Below are 19,875 nucleotides of genomic sequence, written 5' to 3'. Positions count from 1 at the left end.
AAGCTGCGGGCAGGTGCGGACAGGGTCTAGACCCGCGGGCTCAGCAATAGGTTTCGACGCCGATCACTTGCGCGGCGGAATAGCGGTCGCCATGGGCAAAGCCGGCCGGGAGGATCTGCTCGATCTCGGCGATCTGTGCGGGCGTGAGCTCGATTGCCGCACCTTGGACGCAGTCCGTCAGGTGGCTGGCGGAACGTGTTCCGGGAATCGGAATCACATGCGGGCCCCGCGCCAGCAGCCAGGCAATGGCAAGCGAGGCAGGCGTGGCGCCAAGGTCGCGTGCATAGTCCTTGAACGGAGCAATGGCGGCGAGGTTGCGCGACAGGTTGGGCTCGACGAAGCGCGGATTTGACCGGCGAAAGTCCTGCTTCCCGAATGTTGCGGGATCCGGTGCCTGATCTGCGAAAATGCCGCGCCCAAGCGGGCAAAAGGCGACGAAGGCGACCTCAAGCTCCTTGCAGGCCTGAACCAGCCCCAGATCGGGCTGTCTGGTCCACAGCGAATATTCGCTCTGAACCGCGGCCACCGGAGCGACCGCGTGGGCGAGCCGGAGCGAGGCCGGCGAGATCTCCGAAAAGCCGAAGCCGCCGATCTTGCCTTCGCGCTGAAAACGCTGAAGTGTTTCGACAACCTCTTCGATCGGCCGGGTGGCCTCGCGCCGGTGAATATAGAACAGATCGACATGATCGACCCCGAGGCGGATCAGGGAAGCCTCGAGTTCGGAGTGCAGATGCTCATCCGAATTGTCGAACCAGCGCTCACCGGAATCGGGATTGCGGCGGATGCCGGCCTTGGTGGCAAGCTTGAAATGTCCGGGGTTGTCACGCAAATAACTGCCGATGACAGTTTCGGATACGCCCATGCCATAGACATTGGCGGTGTCGAGCAGGGTGATGCCGAGATCCCGCGCGGCCGCCAGGGTCTCGTGGCTTTCCTTCTCCGATGTCGGGCCGTAGGCGCCGGCAAAATTCCAGCAGCCCAGCCCGATGGCCGACACGTGTGGACCGGCTTTTCCCAATTGACGCTGTTGCATGATGTCTCTCTGGCTACAGGGTCAGCCATTCGACACCGAGCGCTTCAAAATGTCCACACCATGCCGCCCCACAAGGGCTCAGCCGGCGGCGCTGCTGATCTGGTGTCTGGACTGTTCGAGCCAGGCCGGGCTCACCTCGACACCCCAGCCGGGCGCATCGGTCACGGTCGCCTTGCCGTCGACGATCGCATAGGGCGATTCCACGAACAGCGCGTCCTGCCAGGGATAATAGTCCTCGCCTTCAATGGAAAATTCGAGATATTTTCCCGCATTCGGGATTGCGCGCAACATGTGCATGGTGAACAGCGTTACCATCGACCAATTTGCGCAATGCGGCGTGCAGGGCAGGCCGGCCTTGTCGGCCATGTCGGCCACCCGCAATGTGCGGGTGAGCCCGCCGAGATAGCAGATGTCGGGCTGGACGATATCCACCGCCTTCATGTCGATCATCCAGCGCCAGTTGGGCAATTCGCAGTCCTGCTCGCCGCCGGTGACGTCAATGGGCAGTGCCGACAGGGCTTCGGTCACCTGCCTGGTCTGCTCATATTCCCAATAGGGGCAGGGTTCCTCGAAATGGCTGATGCCGTTGTCGACCAGGAGTTTGGAGATCTCGATGGCCTGTTGCGGCGCATAGCAGGAATTGGCGTCGACCAGCAGCGCCACGTCGTCGCCCAGCGCCTTGCGCATGGTGGGCACGATTTCCTCGGTGCGGCCGGGCCATTCATCCTTGCCGCGGCCGCATTCGGCGCCGATGCGGAACTTGAAGGCGTCGAAACCGAAAGTGTCGCGCAGGCCGCTCAATCGGGCGGCCTCGTCCTTCGGTGTGATGTCGCGCTTCATCGACGAGCCATAGGCGCGGACGGTGCCGGGCGTGCCGCCGATCAGTTCGCAGACCGGCTTGCCTTCAATGCGGCCGCGCAGATCCCACAGGGCGGTATCGAGACCGCCAATCGCCCGCTTCAGATAGGAACCGGGGAACTTGTGCTCTTTCTCGGGGATCAGATCAACGAGATGGTCAATGTCGAGCGCAGACTGGCCCAGCGCATAGGGGGCGACCTGCCGGTGAACGATTTGCGCTGTGATGTCAGCATAATAGGGCGCGACCTGGCCCCAGCCGATGTCGCCGGTATCGGTGGTGACCTTGACGAAGCAGACGAACTCGTTGGTGAACGTTTCGATGTGAGCGATTTTCATGATGTGCAAACCTGTGCCGACGTTTTGAGAAACCGTAGCGGGTCGATTGGACTTACGATAAGGTCCAATCTCGCAAAGCTTCCAGACCAATTTTACCAGCAACGAGACGCCGTTCATGAAAACCAAGGCTGGAGCCATCCTCTCCTCTATCCGGATCGACCGGACGCTGGACCGCAAAATCAGCGTGCAACTCTATATGGGGCTGCGCGACATCATCCTGTCCGGCGGCTTGAACGGCGGCGAGCGGCTGCCGGCGACGCGGACCCTGGCAAGCGAGGTCGGCGTGTCGCGGACAACGGCGCTGGATGCGGTCAGCCGGCTGATCTCGGAAGGGCTTCTGGAATCGCGGATCGGCGCCGGCACCTATGTCAGCCACACCATGACCGGGCGGACGCCGGTCAAGCCGCAGGCCGCCGGAGCCGAGTCGGAGAGGCAGCCGCGTTTGTCGCCGGCAACCCTCCAGGCCCAGCAATTGTTTGCCGAACGAAGGCGGTTGCCGCACAAGTCGCAGGCCTTTGTCACGGCGCTTCCGGCGCTGAGTTCGTTTCCGATGGCGCAATGGGCGCGGCTATCGGCGCGGCATCTCAGGTCCGACCGGGATGCGGTGATGGGCTATGGCAACCCATTCGGATTGCCGCGACTGCGCGGGGCCATTGCCACCCATCTCAATGCCAGCCGTGGGATCCAGTGTGATCCGGACCAGATCTTTGTCGTCGGCGGGGCGCAACAGGCGTTTTCGTTGATCGGCGGCATGCTGCTTGATCGCGGCGAAAAGGTCTGGTTCGAAAATCCCGGTGCCATCGGCGCGCGCAACGCCTTCATCTCGCAAGGCGCCGAACTGGTTCCGGTGGCGGTCGATGATGAAGGCATTGTTGTCGCGGACGGGCTGGCGAAAGCACCGGATTTCCGGCTTGCCTTTGTCACGCCCTCGCACCAGCAGCCGCTGAGCAAGGTGCTGAGCCTGTCACGGCGGCTGGCACTGCTGGATGCGGCCGACCGGGCGGACGCCTTCATCGTCGAGGATGATTATGACGGCGATTTCTATTTCGGTGACCAGCCGCTTCCCACGCTCAAGAGCATCGATACCCATGGCCGGGTCATCTATGTCGGGACATTTTCCAAAACGCTGTTCCCCTCGCTGCGGCTTGGCTTCCTGGTGGCGCCCGCCAGCATGGTGGATGCGATGTCGAGCATTTTCACCTCTGCGCTGAGCGGGGTGCCGACCTGGCCGCAGGCCATCGTTGCCGATTTCATCGATGAGGGCCACTTCGCCACCCATATCCGCACCATGCGGCAGCACTACAAGCGCCGGCACGAGATCCTGCACGAGCATGCAAGGCAACTTGACCAGCACATGCATATCCAGCGCGCCTCGGCCGGCTTCCACACAGTCGGCTTCTTCAGGGATCCGGCACGGAGCGAGGCCGAGTTCGTCGAAGCGGCCCATGCGGCGGGACTCACCCTTTCCGGCATCAGCCGCTATTGCCTGGCCCCGATCGACCGCAAGGGCGTGGTGATCGGCTACGGAGCAGCCAGCGAAAGCGAAATCAGGCAGGGCATGGACGTCATGGCGCAACTTTTCGTCTGAGCGGCCCGAATTGCCTTGTGCTGCTGCCGGGGCAGTGCAGAATTGACCGGCCGGCCCAGGGCCGGTTGGCTGATTGGAAACGGCCGGACAAAGGGTCGGCAAGTGTCACAAATTGGTATGGAAAAATATCTAGAATGGATATGCGGTGCAGTCCAATGAGGGGCTACGCTTCCAGTCATCTGCGCGGGTTATAATCAATAAAGCGCTGATATTCAGAGGGTTCAAAGGGAGTTCAACATGATCATGAAACTAGCAATGGCCGGGCTTTTGGCCACCACAGTGATGGCCGCCGTGCCGGCGCAGGCAGAGACCCTGCGTCTTTTGACATGGGGCTCCTATGCTCCTGAAGAGTTGGTGAAGAAGTTTGAAGCGGCCAATCCCGACATCACTGTCGAGGTGACATTCTCGAACAACGAGGAAATGATCGCCAAGCTGCGCGCAACCGGTGGCGCCGGTTTCGATCTGGCTCAGCCAAGCCATGACCGCATTTTTGCTGTTCAGCAGGAATACAATCTCTACAAGCCGCTGGATCTCTCCAAGATCGATACGTCGGTCATGGAGCCCAAGCTGCTCGAGGGCGTCAAGGCCAACACAACGATCGACGGCGAAGTCTATGCCGTGCCGCATCAGTGGGGAACGTCAGGCTTGATGGCCAACAAGTCACTGGCGCCCGACGTCAAGGCCTGGGGTGATCTGTGCGACCCGAAATATGCGGGCAAGACCTCCATGCGCCTGAAGCGCACCATCCTTCTCGGGATGGCCTTCGACATGGGTGAAGATCCGTTCGCAGCTTACGCCGATCTCGACAAGTACCAGACCATCCTGGACAAGGTCGCAGACAAGCTGATCGACTGCAAATCCAACATCAAGGCCTACTGGAAAGGTCGCGATGACCTCTCTGCAATGATGTTGTCGGGTGAAATCGTCGCTTCGGAAACCTGGGATTCGACCGCGTACACGCTTTACGGCGAGAATCCGGACATTGTCTTCGTGCCGCCAAAGACCGGTGCGCTTGCCTGGATCGATACTTTCGCGCTTCCGCGCAAGGGTGAAGCCGATGATGCCGCCTACAAGTGGATCAACTTCGTGCTTGAGCCTGAAAACGTGAAGATCATGTCTGCCAGCACCGGCTCCAGTGCATCGGTCAAGGGCGCCAAGGACATGTTGCCTGATGACAAGAAGGCTGCGGTCAGTGCCGCTTTCACAGACGAGGATATCGCCAATCTCAAATTCTTCGCCAATATCCCGGCCGGTGTCGAGGATATGGAAGGCAAGACGCTTGAGAAGATCAAGGCTGCCACCGGCTCCGAATAAGCCCGGCACCCCGAACATATCTTCGTGACATGATGCGGCTGCGCAATCCAATTTGTACAGCCGCATCAAAACCTTCAAAAGATCTCTGACGTCACTGCACTGGGCACTCGATGCATTCAAACACCGGACATGACCTGGCAACCACCGAGAACGATCTGGAATGTGTCCAGGTCAAGAAACATTTCGGTTCCGTGCGAGCTGTCGATGATGTCTCATTCGAGATCCCCAAGGGATCGTTCTTTTCCATCCTCGGGCCGTCGGGATGTGGCAAGACCACACTGATGCGGATGATCGCGGGATTTGAATCCCCGACCTCCGGCGATATCCAGATCAAGGGCAAGTCGGTGATCGGCACGCCGCCGAACCGGCGCAATGTGAAGATGGTGTTCCAGCATCTGGCGCTGTTTCCGATGATGAATGTCTATGAAAACATCGCCTATGGCCTGCGCTGTGCCGGAGCGTCGAAAGAGGAAATCCGCACCAAGGTGCATGATGTTCTGGAACGCATTTCCCTGCCCGATGTTGCAAACCGTGAAATCACCCAGCTTTCGGGCGGCCAGAAGCAGCGCATCGCCATTGCCCGCTGCATGGTGCTCGACCCCGATGTGCTGCTGCTCGACGAGCCGCTCGGCGCGCTCGACCTGAAGCTGCGCGAAGCCATGAAGATCGAACTGAAGCTGCTGCAGCACCAGTTCGACACGACATTCGTCTACATCACCCACGACCAGTCGGAAGCTTTGGTCATGTCGGACAATGTGGCGATCATGAACGAGGGCAAATTTGTCCAGATCGGCACGCCGCAGGAACTCTATCACAAGCCGTCGGCGGCGTTTGTCGCCGGCTTTGTCGGCGACACCAACCGCTGGGCCGGACGCGTCGCGCGGGTTGAAGGCGGCACGGTCGAGGTTGAAACAGAAGCCGGACTGACGATGCGCGGCTCCGTGCGTGGCGGCAAGGCGCCGAGTGTCGGTGATGCGGTCAGCGCCTTTGTCCGCCCGGAATTCATCACCGCGGAGCGATCCGACGGGACAGCCGCACGATCCGCCGGCGGCCAGAATGTAATCGAAGGCAGGATCGACAGCATCCTGTTCAACGGCGCCAACAGCCGGGTTCTGGTCCGCGACCAGGCGGGTGAGCTGATCGAGGCCGACGTGGTGCTGACCGGCGGAACCCAGGACCTCAAGCCAAAAGATCACGTCACGCTTTCATGGTCGGCCGAACAGACCATGAGCTTTACGGTTTGAGGGCGATCCGATGATGCAAAACGACATCAAGCGGCTGTCGCTCATCCTGCTGTTTGCACCCTTTGCGCTGTGGATCGTGCTGCTGATCATCCTGCCGCATCTGGGGATGTTCTACATCTCCGTGCAGGAGAAGGTCGGGCCAAGGATGTATGAATTCGGGCTTGGCAACTACATCAATTTCTTCGCCGAGCCGATATACTGGAACACGCTGATCCGAACCGGTTCGATGTCGCTGCTGGTGACCGCGCTGGCATTGCTGCTGGGGTTTCCGATTGCCTATTACATCGCCAAGATCGCCGGCAACAGGACCCGCGGCGCGCTGTTCCTGATGTGCCTGATTCCGCTGTGGGTCAGCGACCTGATCCGCGCCTTCGGGTGGATCCTTCTGCTCCGGGAAACCGGCATTATTTCCAGCAGCCTGCAATGGGCCGGATTGATCAACACGCCGATCGAATTCCTGTACAATGATGCGACTGTCATTGTCGGTCTGGTTTACACCGTGATCTTGTTCATGATCGTGCCGCTGGTCTCGACGCTGGATGGCATGGACGATTCCATGATCGAGGCCGGTTACAATCTTGGCGGCAACGGTCCGACCGTGCTGCGCCGGATCATCATCCCCTATGCCATGCCCGGCATCGTCTCCGGCTGCATCGTGGTCTTCATGCTCACGGCTGGCAGCTACCTGACGCCGATCCTTCTGGGCGGCAAGAACTCCAGCTGGTTCACCGAGCAGATCTATGACCAGTTCATCACCCGCTACAATTGGGAAGCCGGTGCGGCGTTCGGCTTCCTGCTGCTGGCATTTACATCGCTGGTTATCTGGGGTGGGCTGAAACTGTCCGGACAGACACTTAACAGCACAGTGGCGAGAAGCTGATGGCGATCAAACCCAATACCGCATTTCTGACCAGCTACCGGCTTTATGTCTTCGCGTTCTTCCTGTTTCTGGCGGCGCCCCTGGTTGCGGCAGGCATGTTTGCCTTCAACGATTCCCTTTTTCCGTCGCTGCCCTGGCAGGGCTTCACGCTTGACTGGTTCTTCAATGACACCGAGCCGAAGCTCGGGATGTTTCATGACCGCCGGCTGCTGCGGGGGCTCTATTATTCCTTCGTGATCGCCAGCTTCGTGTCGCTGCTGTCGGTTTTTGTCGGCACCTGCAATGCCTTCCTGTTCGTGCGCTGCAAATTTCCTGCGAAGGATTTCTTCTACATCATGATGGTGCTGCCGCTGGTCATTCCCGGCGTCATTCTCGGCATCTCGATCCTGCTGCTGGCCAGCAACATAGCCAATGGGGCGGAAGAGGCACTGTCTCTGGATCTGGATTTCCTGCGCCCCGGCATCATCCTGGTGGTTCTGGGACAGTTCTCCTTCATCACCACGATTACCTCGCTGGTGATCATCGCCCGGCTGAAGAAATTTGATGAATCGATGGAAGAAGCCGCCTTCAATCTTGGCGCCAGCCGAGTGCGGGTGCTCAGGACGATCACCCTGCCATATCTGTTTCCGGCCATGGCGGCTGCGGGAATCGTGGCGTTCCTGGTGTCGTTCGAGAACTTCAACACGACGCTGTTTCTGGTCGGCTCGGAAGCGCCATTGACAATCACCATGTATGACCGGATGGCCAAGGTCGGCTCGACGCCCGTTCTTAATGCAGTGTCATTCTTCCTGATGGTCGGCTCGGCGCTTCTCGCCCTGGTTTCCATTCTGGTGCAACGCGACAAACCCCAAACCTGAGCCCTGAAACCAAAGACTGGCGCTTCCCGTGCAGACTTATGACTTTGTGATTGTTGGCGCAGGTTCGGCTGGTTGCGTGCTGGCAAACCGGCTGACCGAAAACGGCAGATATTCAGTGCTGCTGCTCGAGGCCGGTGGCCATGACAGCAATTTCAAGATCTGGATGCCGATCGGCTACGGCATGGCGTTTTACGACAAGCGCATCAACTGGATGTACCGCTCCGAACCCGACCCCGGAACCGACAACCGCGTCAGCTACTGGCCGCGCGGCAAGGTGATCGGCGGCTCTTCGTCGATCAATGCCATGGTCTATATCCGTGGCCATCACGGTGACTTCGACGACTGGCAAGCCATGGGCAATCCGGGCTGGGGCTGGAACGACGTGCTGCCCTATTTCAAAAAGAGCGAGACCAGCGATCAGGGTGCAACGGAGTGGCGCGGTGGCGACGGGCCGTTATATGTCTCGACCATGGATCAGGACCTGCATCCGACCTGCCAGAATTTTGTCCGGGCCGGCGAGCAATGCGGTCTGGTCTACAATCCGGATTTCAACGCGGCCAGCAATGAGGGCATCGGGCTGTACCAGAACACCGCCAAGGGCGGGTTCCGGATGTCGGCGGCACGCGCCTATCTGCACCCGGCCCGCAAACGGCGAAACCTGACGGTCATCTCGCGCGCCCATGCGACACGGATCCTGTTTGACGGGACGCGGGCGACCGGCGTCGAATATGTCCGCAACGGCACGGTCGAGCAGGTCCTGGCCGGACGCGAGGTCATCGTGTCGGGCGGATCGGTGAATTCGCCGCAACTGCTGATGCTGTCAGGCGTCGGTCCCGCAGACGTGCTCAGGCGGCAAGGGATCGATGTGGTGCACGCGCAGCCGAATGTGGGCCGGCATCTGCAGGATCATCTGTGTATCGACCACACCTACAGGGCGAGGGTGCGCACGCTCAATGATGAATTGAGACCGTTGCTCGGGAAATTGCGGCACGGCATCGATTATGTGCTGCGCCGCCGCGGACCGCTGTCGCTCGGGGTCAACCAGGGTGGCGGGTTCATTCGCACGCGGCCGGAGCTGGACCGGCCCAACATGCAGCTCTATTTTTCGCCGGTCAGCTACACCAAGGCGCCTCCGGGCAAGCGGCCCTTGATGAGTCCGGACCCGTTCTCCGGCGTGATCATGGGAACCCAGCCGACCCGGCCGACGAGTCGCGGCCATCTGGAACTCAGATCCGCCGATCCGTTCGACACGCCGGCGATTCATCCCAATTACCTGTCGACCAATCACGATGTCGCCGAGCAACTGGAAGGCGTGCGGTTCTTGCGCAAACTGGCCCAGGCCCCGGCCTTCGCCGAGATCCTCGAAGAGGAAATCCGTCCCGGGCGGCAGGTGGAGACGGACGAGGAAATGATCGCCGATATCCGTGCGCGGGCCGGCACCGTGTTCCACCCGGTCAGCACCTGCCGGATGGGAGAGGACGAGACCCACAATGTGGTCAATGCGCGGCTTCAGGTTCACGGGCTGTCACATCTGCGGGTGATCGATGCTTCGGTGTTTCCGACCGTGACATCGGGCAACACCAATGCGCCGACAATCATGGTGGCGGAAAAAGGGGCGGACATGATCCTTTCCGACCAGGCGGGAGCCTAAGATGACGCAACCAGACGACTGCTTCAGTCCCGATTTCAAGGCAGCGCCCTATTGGTGGGACGCCAGCCCGAGACCGGCTGACGGCCAGGCAGGTCTGCCTGCCACTGCGGATGTGGTGATCATCGGAGCCGGATACACCGGCCTGCATGCGGCTGTGCAGACGGCGCGGGCCGGGCTTGAAACCGTCGTCGTCGACGCGGAAGCGGCCGGCTTCGGCTGCAGCACCCGCAATGGCGGACAGATTTCGACCAGCGTCAAACCCTCGTTTTCAGCGCTGTCGCAGCGCTACGGTGTTGCGCGGGCGATCGAGATTCTCAAGGAAGGTCAGGCCTCGCTCGATCACGTGACCAATTTCGTCAGCGACGAGGATATCGATTGCGATTTCGGCATGGTCGGCCGTTTCCATGGCGCCCATACCGGACGGCAATATGACAAGCTGGCGCGCGACTGCGAAATCAGCCATCCCGGTTTCGACACCGAAGCCTTCATGGTTCCGCGCAGCCAGTTGCGCACCGAACTTGGCACCGAAGCCTATTATGGCGGGATCGTCTTTCCGCGGCACTCCAGCATAGATCCCGGAAAATATCATGCCGGGTTGTTGAAGGTGGCAATTGCCGCCGGTGCGCGCATTGTCAGCCACTGCCGGGTCAATGAGCTCGAGCGCAGCGGGGAGGCCTTCGAGGTCTCGACCGACAAGGGGCGGATCCGCGCCGGGAAGGTGATCATCGCCACCAATGGCTACACCGGCCCGCTGACGCCCTGGCAACAGCGTCGGGTGATCCCGATCGGGTCCTATGTGATTGCCACAGAGGAAATTGCAAAGGACGTGATGGACCGGTTGTTTCCGACCAATCGCGTGCTCTCCGACACCCGCAAGCTGGTCTATTACTACCGGCCATCGCCGGACCGGAAGCGGATCCTGTTCGGCGGCCGCGTGTCGCTGCAGGAAACCGATCCGCGCAAGAGCGGGCCGAAACTGCTGGCGGAACTGGTGCGGCTGTTTCCCGAGCTCGGGGCAACGCGCATCAGCCATTCCTGGGCCGGCATCGTGGCCTTTACCTTCGACACGCTGATGCATTGCGGCGAGGACAACAATCTCTTCTATGCCATGGGCTATTGCGGCTCGGGTGTCGGCATGGCCGGCTATCTCGGCGCGAAAGTCGGCAAGGCCGCAGCCGGCATCGACGAAGACCTCGGCGCCTTCAGCCAGATCCCGTTCAGGACGCAGCCTTTCTATACCGGAAATCCGTGGTTCCTGGCACCCTCCGTGGCGGTCTACCGGTTGCGGGACCGACTTGGAATCTGAGTTGGGGGTTCTGAATAGGAGATCAACGGATAATGCAAGCCAGACCAATTCTTGTCGTTGGAGGCGGAATCACCGGAGTGTGCGCGGCGGAATGGCTGCGCCGCGATGGCTGGAGCGTGACGCTGGTTGATCGCGTCTCCCCCGGAGATCCGGATCAGACGTCATATGGAAATGCCGGGTTGTTAGCCAATACATCGGTCCTTCCGGTATCCATGCCCGGACTTCTGGCAAAGGCGCCGGGCATGTTGCTGGACCCAGATTCACCGCTGTTCTTGCGCTGGCGCTATCTGCCGCGATTGCTGCCCTGGCTTGTCCCATATTTGCGCAACGGAAACGTCGACAAGGTCATGGAGATCGCGGCGAGCCTTTCGTCACTGACCCACGACGCCGTTGAGCAGCATCAGAATTTGGCCAAGGGAACGCCTGCAGCAGATTTCATCGAAACCGGTGAACTGGTGGAGCTTTACCGATCCAGAGCGGATTTTGATGCCAATCGTCTCGGAAACTCGATTCGCGAGAAATACGGTTTGGTTCCTGGACATCTGGACCGGGAGCAACTGGTTGAACGCGATCCGCATCTTGGTCCTTCCTACACCTTCGGTGCTGTCTTCAAGGACTTTGCCTGGATCAGCTCGCCCGGATCCTATGTCGCTGCTTTGTTCGATCACTTCCTGGCGCAAGGGGGGCGATTCAAGCGTGCCGAGGTTGTGGATATCAGAGCTGGCATGAAACCCAGCCTGACCCTGCCGGAAGGCGAGGTACTGCAGGGTGAGAAGATCATTTTGTGTGCCGGTGCCTGGTCGGCGAAATTGTCCCGCAAACTGGGCGTATCGGTCAAACTGGAGGCGGAACGCGGCTATCATGTCTCGATGCACAACCCGAATTTTAGCGCACCACAACCCTATGTGATTACCGATGCCAAATTCGTTGTCACTCCGATGGCAGGAGCCTTGCGGGCGGCTGGGGTTGTCGAATTCGGCGGGTCGGATGCTCCCGCAGCGAAGGCACCAACGGATTTGCTCACGAGACATATGAGAAGAGTCTATCCGGGTCTCCAATTCGAATACCAGAAGGTATGGATGGGGCGCAGGCCGACAACACCCGACAGCCTTCCTGTTGTGGGAGAGTCAGTGAACGCACCCAATGTCGTGCATGCTTATGGCGGGCAGCATGTCGGGTTGACGATCGGCCCCAAAATCGCACGGATGGTTGCTGACCTTGCCTCGCGGCGTCAAACCAATGTGGATCTGGAACCCTATCGTGTTGACCGGTTTTGAGGGCGCTTCTGCGCGACAGGCTCGGGATCTGAGGTCTGGAGCGACTATCCGCGTTTCTTGCTGACGACCGCCTCGGCTTCGATCTCGACCCGGAAGTCGCCGATCAGATTGCCCACCAGGAATGTGGTGTTGGCCGGTGGATTGGTGGTGAAGCGCAGCCCGTGAGCGCGTGCCGCGGGCTCGACATCTTCATCGCCGCGCAGATACATCCGCGTGCGCAGGATATCCTTCGGGTCTCCGCCAAGCGCCCGCACGGAAGCCGCGATCTTGTCGAGAATGTAGGTGGTCTGCGCGCCGGCGTCGTCAAGCGCCACGGTATGGTCGACGCCGTGGGTGGCTGTCGTGCCCGAGACAACGATACGGTCGCTATCGCGCAAGGCCCGGCAATAGCCGGCGATCGGCTCCCACAGCGAGCCGGAGAAGACCCGCGCCCGGTCCGGATTGTCCGGATCGGTGACGGCCTCCATGGCGCTGGGCATTTCGGCCAGATGGTGGCTGAGATCGCCTGACGCAGTGAGAAACGGCGGCTGGCGGTATTCATCGCCGCAATCACCGGGAATTGGAGTTGTCGCCGCAAATGCCTGGTCCAACAATGCGTGGTCGTCCCGGTCGAGTTCGAACTGGAACAGCCGCAGATTATCGGCGCGGTGCTGGTTCTCGCCCAATCGCGCCCCGACAATGGCGCCGGCGACATGGGCATGTTCGAGGACCCAGCGGGTGGCGACGTTGGAAATCGAGACCTTGTGTTTGGTGGCGATCTGGCTGGCTGCCCTGAGGATGCCCTGATAGGCATCCCAGCCACCGGCGGCGTGGATGAAGCGCAGATATTTCGAGCCGCTCCAGTCGGCGACCGACTCGGGTTCGGGCTTGTCGAGCCAGCGTTCGGACAGAAAGCCGCCGCACAGGGTGCCATAGGCGAGCAGTTGCACATTGTGTTTGCTGCAGGTTTCCGCCAGATGCCCGGCCGCGCGGCGATCGATCAGCGAGAAGGAGACCTGGTTGGAGACCAGCGGAATGCCATCGGCCAGGGCCAGGTTGAGGTGCGCGGCATCGAAATTGGTGACGCCGATCTCGCCAATCAGCCCATCTTGCCGCAACCGGGTCAATTCATGCAGGGCGTCGAGCCAGGCCGGGTGTTCGAATGTCCACCAGTGAAACTGCAGCAGGTCAACGCGGTCGACACTGAGGCGGTCGAGCCTTTGCTGGACACCGGCGCGGACAATCTCGGCTGTCATCGGTCCTGGTTCCGGGCACCATTTGGTAAACGCTTTGGGGCGGGTCTCGCCCTTCCAGCCGCGCAGCATTTCGCCGGTGATCAGTTCGGCGCTGCCGTAATGATCGGCCATGTCGAAAGTGTCGAAGCCGGCTTCGGCATAACCGGTGAGTGCGCGGGCGCCTGCCACGGGATCGAGCGTGGTGCCGTCCTTCTCCTGGTCGGCCACCTGCCAGAGGCCGGTCAGAATGCGGCTGATGGAGAGGCCGGGTGCGAGATCTTTGCGGTCAGGTTTCATGAATTCACCGGTCCTTGTTGCGACGGCCGAGATGGCGCGAGACAGAGCGCACCTCGGGCAAAATGCCCTGCGGCCGCCAGAGAAGAATGACGCACAGCATGACCCCGATGGCCACGATCTGCAGCGATGCGGCGCGGGCCTGCTGATCGGCCGGGAAGACTTCCGAAATCAATGCACCCGACAGCGCCCAGATCGCCCAGACAAGCACGGCACCGAGAATGGCTCCGCGATTGTTGCCCGAGCCGCCGACGATCAGCATGGCCCAGACCTGGAAGGTCATCATCGGCAGGTAATTGCCCGGTGCAATGAAGCCGATGAAATGGGCTTGAACCGCGCCGGCAAGGGCCATGATGACGCCGCCCAGCGCAAAAGCCTGGATCCGCAACAGCACCGGGTTCTTGCCCAGGGCCTGTGCGGCGGTTTCATCTTCGCGCACCGCCCGCAGGGCCCGGCCCCAGGGGCTGCGCAGGAGGTGTTCGAGCAGCAGATAACACACCAGCACCACGGCTGCGGTCAGCGCCAGATTGATGACATTGAAGGCGAAGGCCTGTCCCTGCAGCCCGGCAAAGGGCCGCGGGATAAAGGCCATTCCGAATGCGCCGCCGGTGAGGCTTTCGGCGTTCTGGAAAACCAGTTGCAGCGCAACCGCAATGCCGAAGGTGGTGATGGCCAGATAGTCAGACCGCATTCTCAGCGTCAGCAGCCCGACGGCCAGCGCCAGCAAGCCGCCCGCAGCCATTGCCGCAAGCCAGCCGACGGCGATCGGCAGGCCGAAACCGCCGATGCGCTCGGCCACATCCGGCGTGGTCAGGGCCGCCGACACATAGGCGCCGATCCCGACGAAGCCGGCGATGCCGACATTGAACAGGCCGGTTTGTCCCCACTGCACATTCAGGCCCAGGCACATAATCGCATAGGTCAGTGCCACGGTAAGAAAGAAGGCGGCATAGGCGAGAATTTCCATTCAAGCCCCCTTTCGGCCGAAGAGGCCCTGCGGGCGCAACATCAGCACCAGAACGAGAATGATGAAGGAGATGGCGGCGCGCCATTCGGCGCCGATGATCTGCACCGCGAAGGCTTCGGTCAGGCCGATGATCAGGCCTCCGAGCATGGCGCCGGGAATGGAGCCGATGCCGCCGAGAATGGCTGCGGCAAACAGCGGCAGCAACAGGTCAAAGCCCATATAGGGCCGGATCTGCACCAGCAATCCCGCCATGACGCCGGCCAGACAGGCCATGCTGGCGCCGATGATCCAGGTGACGCGCACCACCTTGTCGACATCCACCCCGAACACGCCGGCAAGCGCCGGGTTCTCCGAGACCGCGCGCATTGCCCGTCCGATGGCGGAATGCGTGACCAGCAGATGCAGCATCAGCACCAGAACAGCGGTCAGACCGATAACCAGAAGCTGGTCCGGGGTGGCGCGCATGCCCAGCCCCAATGGCTTGGCGATCTGCAGGGCCTTGGTGAAATAGGCGGGCTTTGCCGTGAAGATGAATTCGAGCAGCGATCTGAGCGCCATGGAGGCGCCGAAGCTTGCCATGACGATGATGATGGCGTCGGCGCCGCGGGCGCGCAACCGGCCGAACAGGACGCGGTCAAGCCCGAGCGCCAGCGCCACGGTGAGCACGACGCCGCCGAGCACGGCAAGCGGCAGGCCCCAGCCAAAGCTGAAGGGCGTGAGCGGTGCACCGAGACCGGCTGCCAGTCCGCCCAGCACACCGGCAACGGTCAGCGTGAGATAGGCGCCCCAAGCGAGAAAATCGCCATGGGTGAAATTGGCAAAGCGAAGGATGGAATAGGTGAGCGTCAGGCCGATGGCGCCCAGTCCGATGGTCGATCCGGATATCAGCCCGTCGATGATGGCTTGCGGGTTCATGCGTTTGCCTCCGCAGCGCGGTGGCCGAGAAACAATTCACCCAGCAGGCTGCCGTCGTGAAGCGCTTCGGTCGACCCGTCATGGGCCAGTTCGCCGTCGACAAGCACAAGGGCACGGGAGGTCAGCGACAGGGCCGCGCGGACATTCTGTTCCACCAGCACCAGCGTCACGCCGGAGTCGGAAATGCGCCGCAGGGTGTCGAAAACCTGCCCGACCAGCTTGGGTGACAGGCCGGCCGAGGGCTCGTCCAGCATCAGCACCTGCGGTTCGGTCAGCAATGCGCGGGCTGCCGCCAGCATTTGGCGCTGCCCGCCGGAAAGCGCGCCGGCGAGCTCGCGCGGGCGGGCGCCAAGATCGGGGAACATGTCGAGCATGGCGTCGATCCTCGCCGCCCGATCGGCACGCGGCAACAATTGCGCCGCAATCTGCAGGTTCTCGAATATGGTCAGGCTGGTGAAGATGTTTTCGGTCTGCGGCACGAAGCCCATGCCGTTGCGAACCAGTTCATGGGAGGGCAGGCCGGTGATGTCGGTTTCGCCGAGCCGGACATGCCCGCCGAAACAGGCGACCTGCCCGGCAATGGCCTTGATCATGGTTGATTTTCCGGCGCCGTTGGGGCCGAGAATGCACACGGCCTCGCCCTTGGGAACGCTGAAACTGACACCTTTGACAATGGGGAGATCACGGTCGTAACCGGCGTGCAGACCCTGCACCGAAAGCGCGGTCATGCCGGCATTCCTTCAAGATAGACATCAATCACATCAGCGCGTTTGGTGATCTCGGACGGCGCACCCTCGGCCAGGGACTTGCCGGCCGCCATGACAATGACGCGCGGGCAGAGCCGGGCGATCATTTCCATATTGTGCTCGATCAGCAGGACTGCGATGCCCAGCCTGTTGATGGCGATGATCCGGTCGATGATCAGGTCGAGTAGCGCGGGGTTCACTCCCGCGGCCGGTTCGTCAAGCAGGATTGCGCGTGGTTCGGCCATCATCACGCGGGCGAGTTCGAGCAGTTTGCGCTGTCCGCCGGACAGCACCGCCGCCGGCTGGTCTTCAAGATGCGAGAGCGAAACGAAGTCGAGAATGTCGCGGGCGCGGGCAGCATTTGCGCGCTCCTGAGCCGCGACCCGGCGCGGTGCGAGCACGGCCGAGACCAGGCTTTCGCCGCGCTGGTTCTGTGCCGCCGTCATCACATTTTCGAGGATTGTCATGCGTGGAAAGGGCCGCGGGATCTGGAATGTGCGTCCCAGACCGGACTGGATCCGGGCTTCCGGGCGGGCCCTGCCTATATCCTTGCCGTCCAGCACGATGGTTCCGGCGTCGATCGGAACGGCACCGGCCAGCAGATTGAAAAGCGTGGTCTTTCCGGCGCCGTTCGGACCGATGATACCAAGGATTTCGGTGCTGCCCAGATCGAGCGACATGTCATCGACAACGCGCAGGCCGCCAAAGGATTTGGTAAGGCCGCGTGCCTTGAGGATGGAAGCCTGAACGGGTGGGGTCATTCACTCAGCCAAAGTTGATCAACTATCATTTATCATTTACAGGACCATGTTTGATGCCTAAAGTAAAGTATCAAACGCAGAGCGTGGATATCGGTGGAATGAACATTCAGGCCAACACAGGAATGGACGAATCGGGATTGAACCGGCTGTCGCCTGTCGGGCGCGAAACGGTTCAGGACCGGATCTACCGGCAGCTTCGCGACGCTCTGATCCAGGGTCGCTTTGACGCCGGCGAAATATTCCTGGCCGGCGATGTCGCGCAGCGCATGTCGGTCAGTTCGATGCCGGTGCGCGAGGCTCTGGCCCGACTGGTGTCGGAGCGCGCGCTGGAAGCCATGGCAAACCGGCGGGTGCGGGTGCCCCTGCTGTCGCTGGAGCGCGCTCGCGATATCGCCCAGGCCAGAACGCTGATCGAGGGTGAGCTGGCCGCGCGTGCGATCGACAATCTGTCGGGCGCCGAGATCGACCGGCTGGAAGTACTGACCGAGGATTATGATCAGGCGCGGGAAGCCGAAGACATCACCCTGCTCAATCATGCCTTTCATTTTCATCTCTACGAGGCGGCCGGTTCGTCCGTGTTCATGCCGATCGTCGAAAGCTTGTGGATGCAGGCCGGCCCCTATGTGCGTGCGGCCGCGAAACTGCACAGCCCGCTCACCGACAAGGCGGCGACGCTGCATCATCGCGGCATTCTCGAGGCGATCCGGGCTGGCGACAAGACTCGGGTTTCGAACGAACTAACGGCCGATATCAGCCAGGTCTTCGCCATTCTTGAAAAAGCGGACCCGGAATTCTGGAAAACGCAAAGCGGAGCCGGGCTATGAGCAAGGATGACGGGTTCGAGCTGTGGGACCTCAAGGTCGAGGTGGTGGCTCCCGAAGGGGCAAAGATCTGGTGCGGCGCTCATGTCGGCGATTATTTCGAACTGCAGGGCGAAATGCTGTTTCTGCCTCCCGGGCAGGGCATATCGATCTATTCGCTGGCTTCGGTGCTGCCGCTGCTGGCTGCCAAGCAACGGCAGACGGATTCGAATGACTGGATGTCCACCGATGCGGAAATCGCCTGTCCCGATCCGCACTGTCCTTCGCGGCTGAAGATCACCCGGACCAAATTGCGGCGTTTCAATCACGCCGACACAACTGCCGTGCCCTTGGGAGACAATGATGCAAATGTTTGAACTGGCGCCGGATCACCGGATCTCCCGGGTGATCAAGGGTGGCTGGCAACTGGCCGGCGGCCATGGCGAGATCGACCGGCAATCGGTGATCGAGGACATGATTGCCTTTGCCGATGCCGGCATCACCACATTTGACTGCGCCGACATCTACACCGGTGTCGAGGCGCTGATCGGCGCATTCCGGAAGGAATATGGGAATCTGCGCGGCGCCGAAGCGCTGAGCCGGATCAAGGTGCACACGAAATTCGTGCCGGATCTCGGCAAGCTTTCCAGCATCAGCAGGGCGGATGTGGCCGAGGGCATCGAGACCTCGCTTTCACGGCTGGGCATGGAACAGCTCAACCTGGTCCAGTTCCACTGGTGGGATTACGAGATCGACCGCCAGGTCGAGGTTGCCACCTGGCTTGCCGAGCTGCGCGACGAAGGCAAGATCGCCAATATCGGCGGCACCAATTTCGACACCGAGCAGATGCTGCGCATCGTCGAGGCCGGGGTGCCGCTGGTGTCCATGCAGGTGCAGTACTCGCTGATTGATGACCGGCCGTCGCGCAAGATGGTGCAGGCGGCCAAGGCGCATGGCATCAATCTTCTGTGCTACGGGTCCGTAGGCGGCGGGCTGTTTTCCGAGCGGTCCCTCGGTGCGCCCGAGCCGCAGGCGCCTTTCGAAAACCGCTCCGTGACCAAGTACAAGCTGATCGTCGACGAATTCGGCGGCTGGGCGTTGTTTCAGGACCTGCTCAAGGCGCTTTCGGCCGTCGCTCAGCGCCATGGCAGCGATATTGCCTCGATTGCCAGCCGGATGGTCCTCGAGCGTCCGGGCGTGGCGGCGGTGATCGTCGGGGCGCGCAACCGCAATCACCTTGCCCGCAATCTGGCCATTCCCGACATTGCCCTGACCGCGGAGGATTTTGCCGAGATCAATGAAGTGCTGGCGCGCGCCAATTCGGTGCCGGGCGACGTTTATACGCTGGAGCGCGACCGCAGCGGCAAGCATGGCTCGGTGATGAAATACAATCTCAACAAAGAGGGGCATTGAGCCGATGGACCTGATCGCGCGTGCACAGGCTGAAGTCGTCAACAGGCATCATTTCTTCGTGGAATGGTTCACCGGACGTGCCGGCGAAGCAGAGATGGAGATCTCGGCGCGGGCCTTTGCGCCTGACATGCTGATGATCGAGCCGGATGGCAAGATCATCCGCGCAGACGAGATCGTCGGCATGATCACGAGTGCGCGTGGCAAGCGCCCAGCAGATTTCGAAATCAGGGTGGACATGGTCTCGGCGCGCCAGATCGGCAATGATATCGCGCTGGTGACCTATGACGAGCATCAGGTGATCGACGGCCAGAAGACCGCTCGCCGCACATCTGCCGTGTTCAGTGCTGACCCGGAGGCGCCTGAGGGGGTGGTCTGGCGGCAGCTTCAGGAAACCTGGATTACCCCATAACAAAGCGGGCGA

At 61.2% G+C, this 19,875-nt stretch carries 19 protein-coding genes; 12 read left to right on the top strand and 7 right to left on the bottom strand.

The window, feature by feature from the left end; translation table 11 throughout:
* Positions 1 to 40: 40 nt before the first annotated feature.
* Both OEG82_RS22290 and OEG82_RS22285 read right to left on the bottom strand, forming a co-directional pair.
* Complete coding sequence (locus OEG82_RS22290) at positions 41 to 1,033, bottom strand: aldo/keto reductase (RefSeq protein ID WP_267614541.1); 993 nt, start codon at positions 1,031 to 1,033, stop codon at positions 41 to 43.
* Positions 1,034 to 1,111: 78 nt separating this feature from the next.
* The gene (locus tag OEG82_RS22285; RefSeq protein WP_267614540.1) at positions 1,112 to 2,227 is read right to left on the bottom strand and encodes a mandelate racemase/muconate lactonizing enzyme family protein; all 1,116 of its coding nucleotides are present in this window, start codon (positions 2,225 to 2,227) and stop codon (positions 1,112 to 1,114) included.
* A 115-nt stretch (positions 2,228 to 2,342) separates the two neighbouring features.
* On the opposite strand from OEG82_RS22285, the gene pdxR reads away from it, so the two are divergent.
* The 8 genes from pdxR to OEG82_RS22245 all read left to right on the top strand — a co-directional run bounded on the left by pdxR (position 2,343) and on the right by OEG82_RS22245 (position 12,344).
* Positions 2,343 to 3,815, top strand: coding sequence for a MocR-like pyridoxine biosynthesis transcription factor PdxR (gene pdxR, locus OEG82_RS22280; RefSeq protein ID WP_267614538.1), 1,473 nt, complete (start codon positions 2,343 to 2,345; stop codon positions 3,813 to 3,815).
* A gap of 237 nt (positions 3,816 to 4,052) precedes the next feature.
* Positions 4,053 to 5,129, top strand: a complete 1,077-nt coding sequence (locus tag OEG82_RS22275) for an extracellular solute-binding protein (RefSeq protein ID WP_267614536.1) — start codon at positions 4,053 to 4,055, stop codon at positions 5,127 to 5,129.
* A gap of 110 nt (positions 5,130 to 5,239) precedes the next feature.
* Complete coding sequence (locus OEG82_RS22270; protein ID WP_267614535.1) at positions 5,240 to 6,373, top strand: ABC transporter ATP-binding protein; 1,134 nt, start codon at positions 5,240 to 5,242, stop codon at positions 6,371 to 6,373.
* A 10-nt stretch (positions 6,374 to 6,383) separates the two neighbouring features.
* Positions 6,384 to 7,253, top strand: a complete 870-nt coding sequence (locus tag OEG82_RS22265) for an ABC transporter permease (protein ID WP_267614534.1) — start codon at positions 6,384 to 6,386, stop codon at positions 7,251 to 7,253.
* On the top strand, positions 7,253 to 8,110 hold the full coding sequence (locus tag OEG82_RS22260) for an ABC transporter permease (RefSeq protein ID WP_267614533.1): 858 nt from the start codon (positions 7,253 to 7,255) through the stop codon (positions 8,108 to 8,110). Before OEG82_RS22265 ends, OEG82_RS22260 begins: the two co-directional genes overlap by 1 nt.
* Before the next feature lie 28 nt (positions 8,111 to 8,138).
* Positions 8,139 to 9,761 (top strand): GMC family oxidoreductase, encoded by a 1,623-nt coding sequence (locus OEG82_RS22255; RefSeq protein ID WP_267614532.1) that lies wholly within the window; start codon positions 8,139 to 8,141, stop codon positions 9,759 to 9,761.
* 1 nt (position 9,762) lies between these two features.
* On the top strand, positions 9,763 to 11,067 hold the full coding sequence (locus OEG82_RS22250; protein WP_267614531.1) for an NAD(P)/FAD-dependent oxidoreductase: 1,305 nt from the start codon (positions 9,763 to 9,765) through the stop codon (positions 11,065 to 11,067).
* 32 nt (positions 11,068 to 11,099) lie between these two features.
* On the top strand, positions 11,100 to 12,344 hold the full coding sequence (locus tag OEG82_RS22245; RefSeq protein WP_267614530.1) for an NAD(P)/FAD-dependent oxidoreductase: 1,245 nt from the start codon (positions 11,100 to 11,102) through the stop codon (positions 12,342 to 12,344).
* A 44-nt stretch (positions 12,345 to 12,388) separates the two neighbouring features.
* Here the strand turns inward: OEG82_RS22245 and OEG82_RS22240 are convergent, their stop codons facing one another.
* From OEG82_RS22240 to OEG82_RS22220, 5 genes are read right to left on the bottom strand one after another with little or no spacing between them, the layout of a single operon-like run.
* Complete coding sequence (locus tag OEG82_RS22240) at positions 12,389 to 13,855, bottom strand: aldo/keto reductase (protein WP_267614529.1); 1,467 nt, start codon at positions 13,853 to 13,855, stop codon at positions 12,389 to 12,391.
* Positions 13,856 to 13,859: 4 nt separating this feature from the next.
* A complete protein-coding gene (locus OEG82_RS22235) occupies positions 13,860 to 14,819 on the bottom strand; it encodes a branched-chain amino acid ABC transporter permease (RefSeq protein WP_267614528.1) in 960 nt (319 codons plus the stop codon).
* Positions 14,820 to 15,734 carry a branched-chain amino acid ABC transporter permease gene (locus OEG82_RS22230; RefSeq protein ID WP_267614527.1) on the bottom strand — a complete coding sequence of 305 codons (915 nt, stop codon included), beginning with the start codon at positions 15,732 to 15,734 and terminating at the stop codon, positions 14,820 to 14,822. It lies immediately after the preceding gene.
* Positions 15,731 to 16,462, bottom strand: coding sequence for an ABC transporter ATP-binding protein (locus OEG82_RS22225; RefSeq protein ID WP_267614526.1), 732 nt, complete (start codon positions 16,460 to 16,462; stop codon positions 15,731 to 15,733). Before OEG82_RS22225 ends, OEG82_RS22230 begins: the two co-directional genes overlap by 4 nt.
* Entirely contained in the window at positions 16,459 to 17,241 is a 783-nt protein-coding gene (locus OEG82_RS22220; RefSeq protein ID WP_267614525.1) for an ABC transporter ATP-binding protein, read from the bottom strand. Before OEG82_RS22220 ends, OEG82_RS22225 begins: the two co-directional genes overlap by 4 nt.
* A gap of 98 nt (positions 17,242 to 17,339) precedes the next feature.
* Between OEG82_RS22220 and OEG82_RS22215 the strand changes: the two genes are divergently transcribed.
* The 4 genes from OEG82_RS22215 to OEG82_RS22200 are packed head-to-tail and all read left to right on the top strand — an operon-like array spanning position 17,340 to position 19,863.
* Positions 17,340 to 18,065 carry a GntR family transcriptional regulator gene (locus OEG82_RS22215; protein WP_267614524.1) on the top strand — a complete coding sequence of 242 codons (726 nt, stop codon included), beginning with the start codon at positions 17,340 to 17,342 and terminating at the stop codon, positions 18,063 to 18,065.
* Complete coding sequence (locus OEG82_RS22210) at positions 18,062 to 18,418, top strand: TIGR04076 family protein (RefSeq protein ID WP_267614523.1); 357 nt, start codon at positions 18,062 to 18,064, stop codon at positions 18,416 to 18,418. Before OEG82_RS22215 ends, OEG82_RS22210 begins: the two co-directional genes overlap by 4 nt.
* On the top strand, positions 18,405 to 19,454 hold the full coding sequence (locus OEG82_RS22205) for an aldo/keto reductase (protein ID WP_267614522.1): 1,050 nt from the start codon (positions 18,405 to 18,407) through the stop codon (positions 19,452 to 19,454). The genes OEG82_RS22210 and OEG82_RS22205 overlap by 14 nt, the downstream gene beginning before the upstream one ends.
* A 4-nt stretch (positions 19,455 to 19,458) precedes the next feature.
* Entirely contained in the window at positions 19,459 to 19,863 is a 405-nt protein-coding gene (locus OEG82_RS22200) for a DUF4440 domain-containing protein (RefSeq protein WP_267614521.1), read from the top strand.
* Positions 19,864 to 19,875: the final 12 nt, after the last annotated feature.

Origin of the sequence: Hoeflea ulvae, assembly GCF_026619435.1 — a bacterium.
Lineage (GTDB): Bacteria > Pseudomonadota > Alphaproteobacteria > Rhizobiales > Rhizobiaceae > Hoeflea > Hoeflea ulvae.
This window is presented reverse-complemented; position numbering and strand designations above follow the sequence as displayed.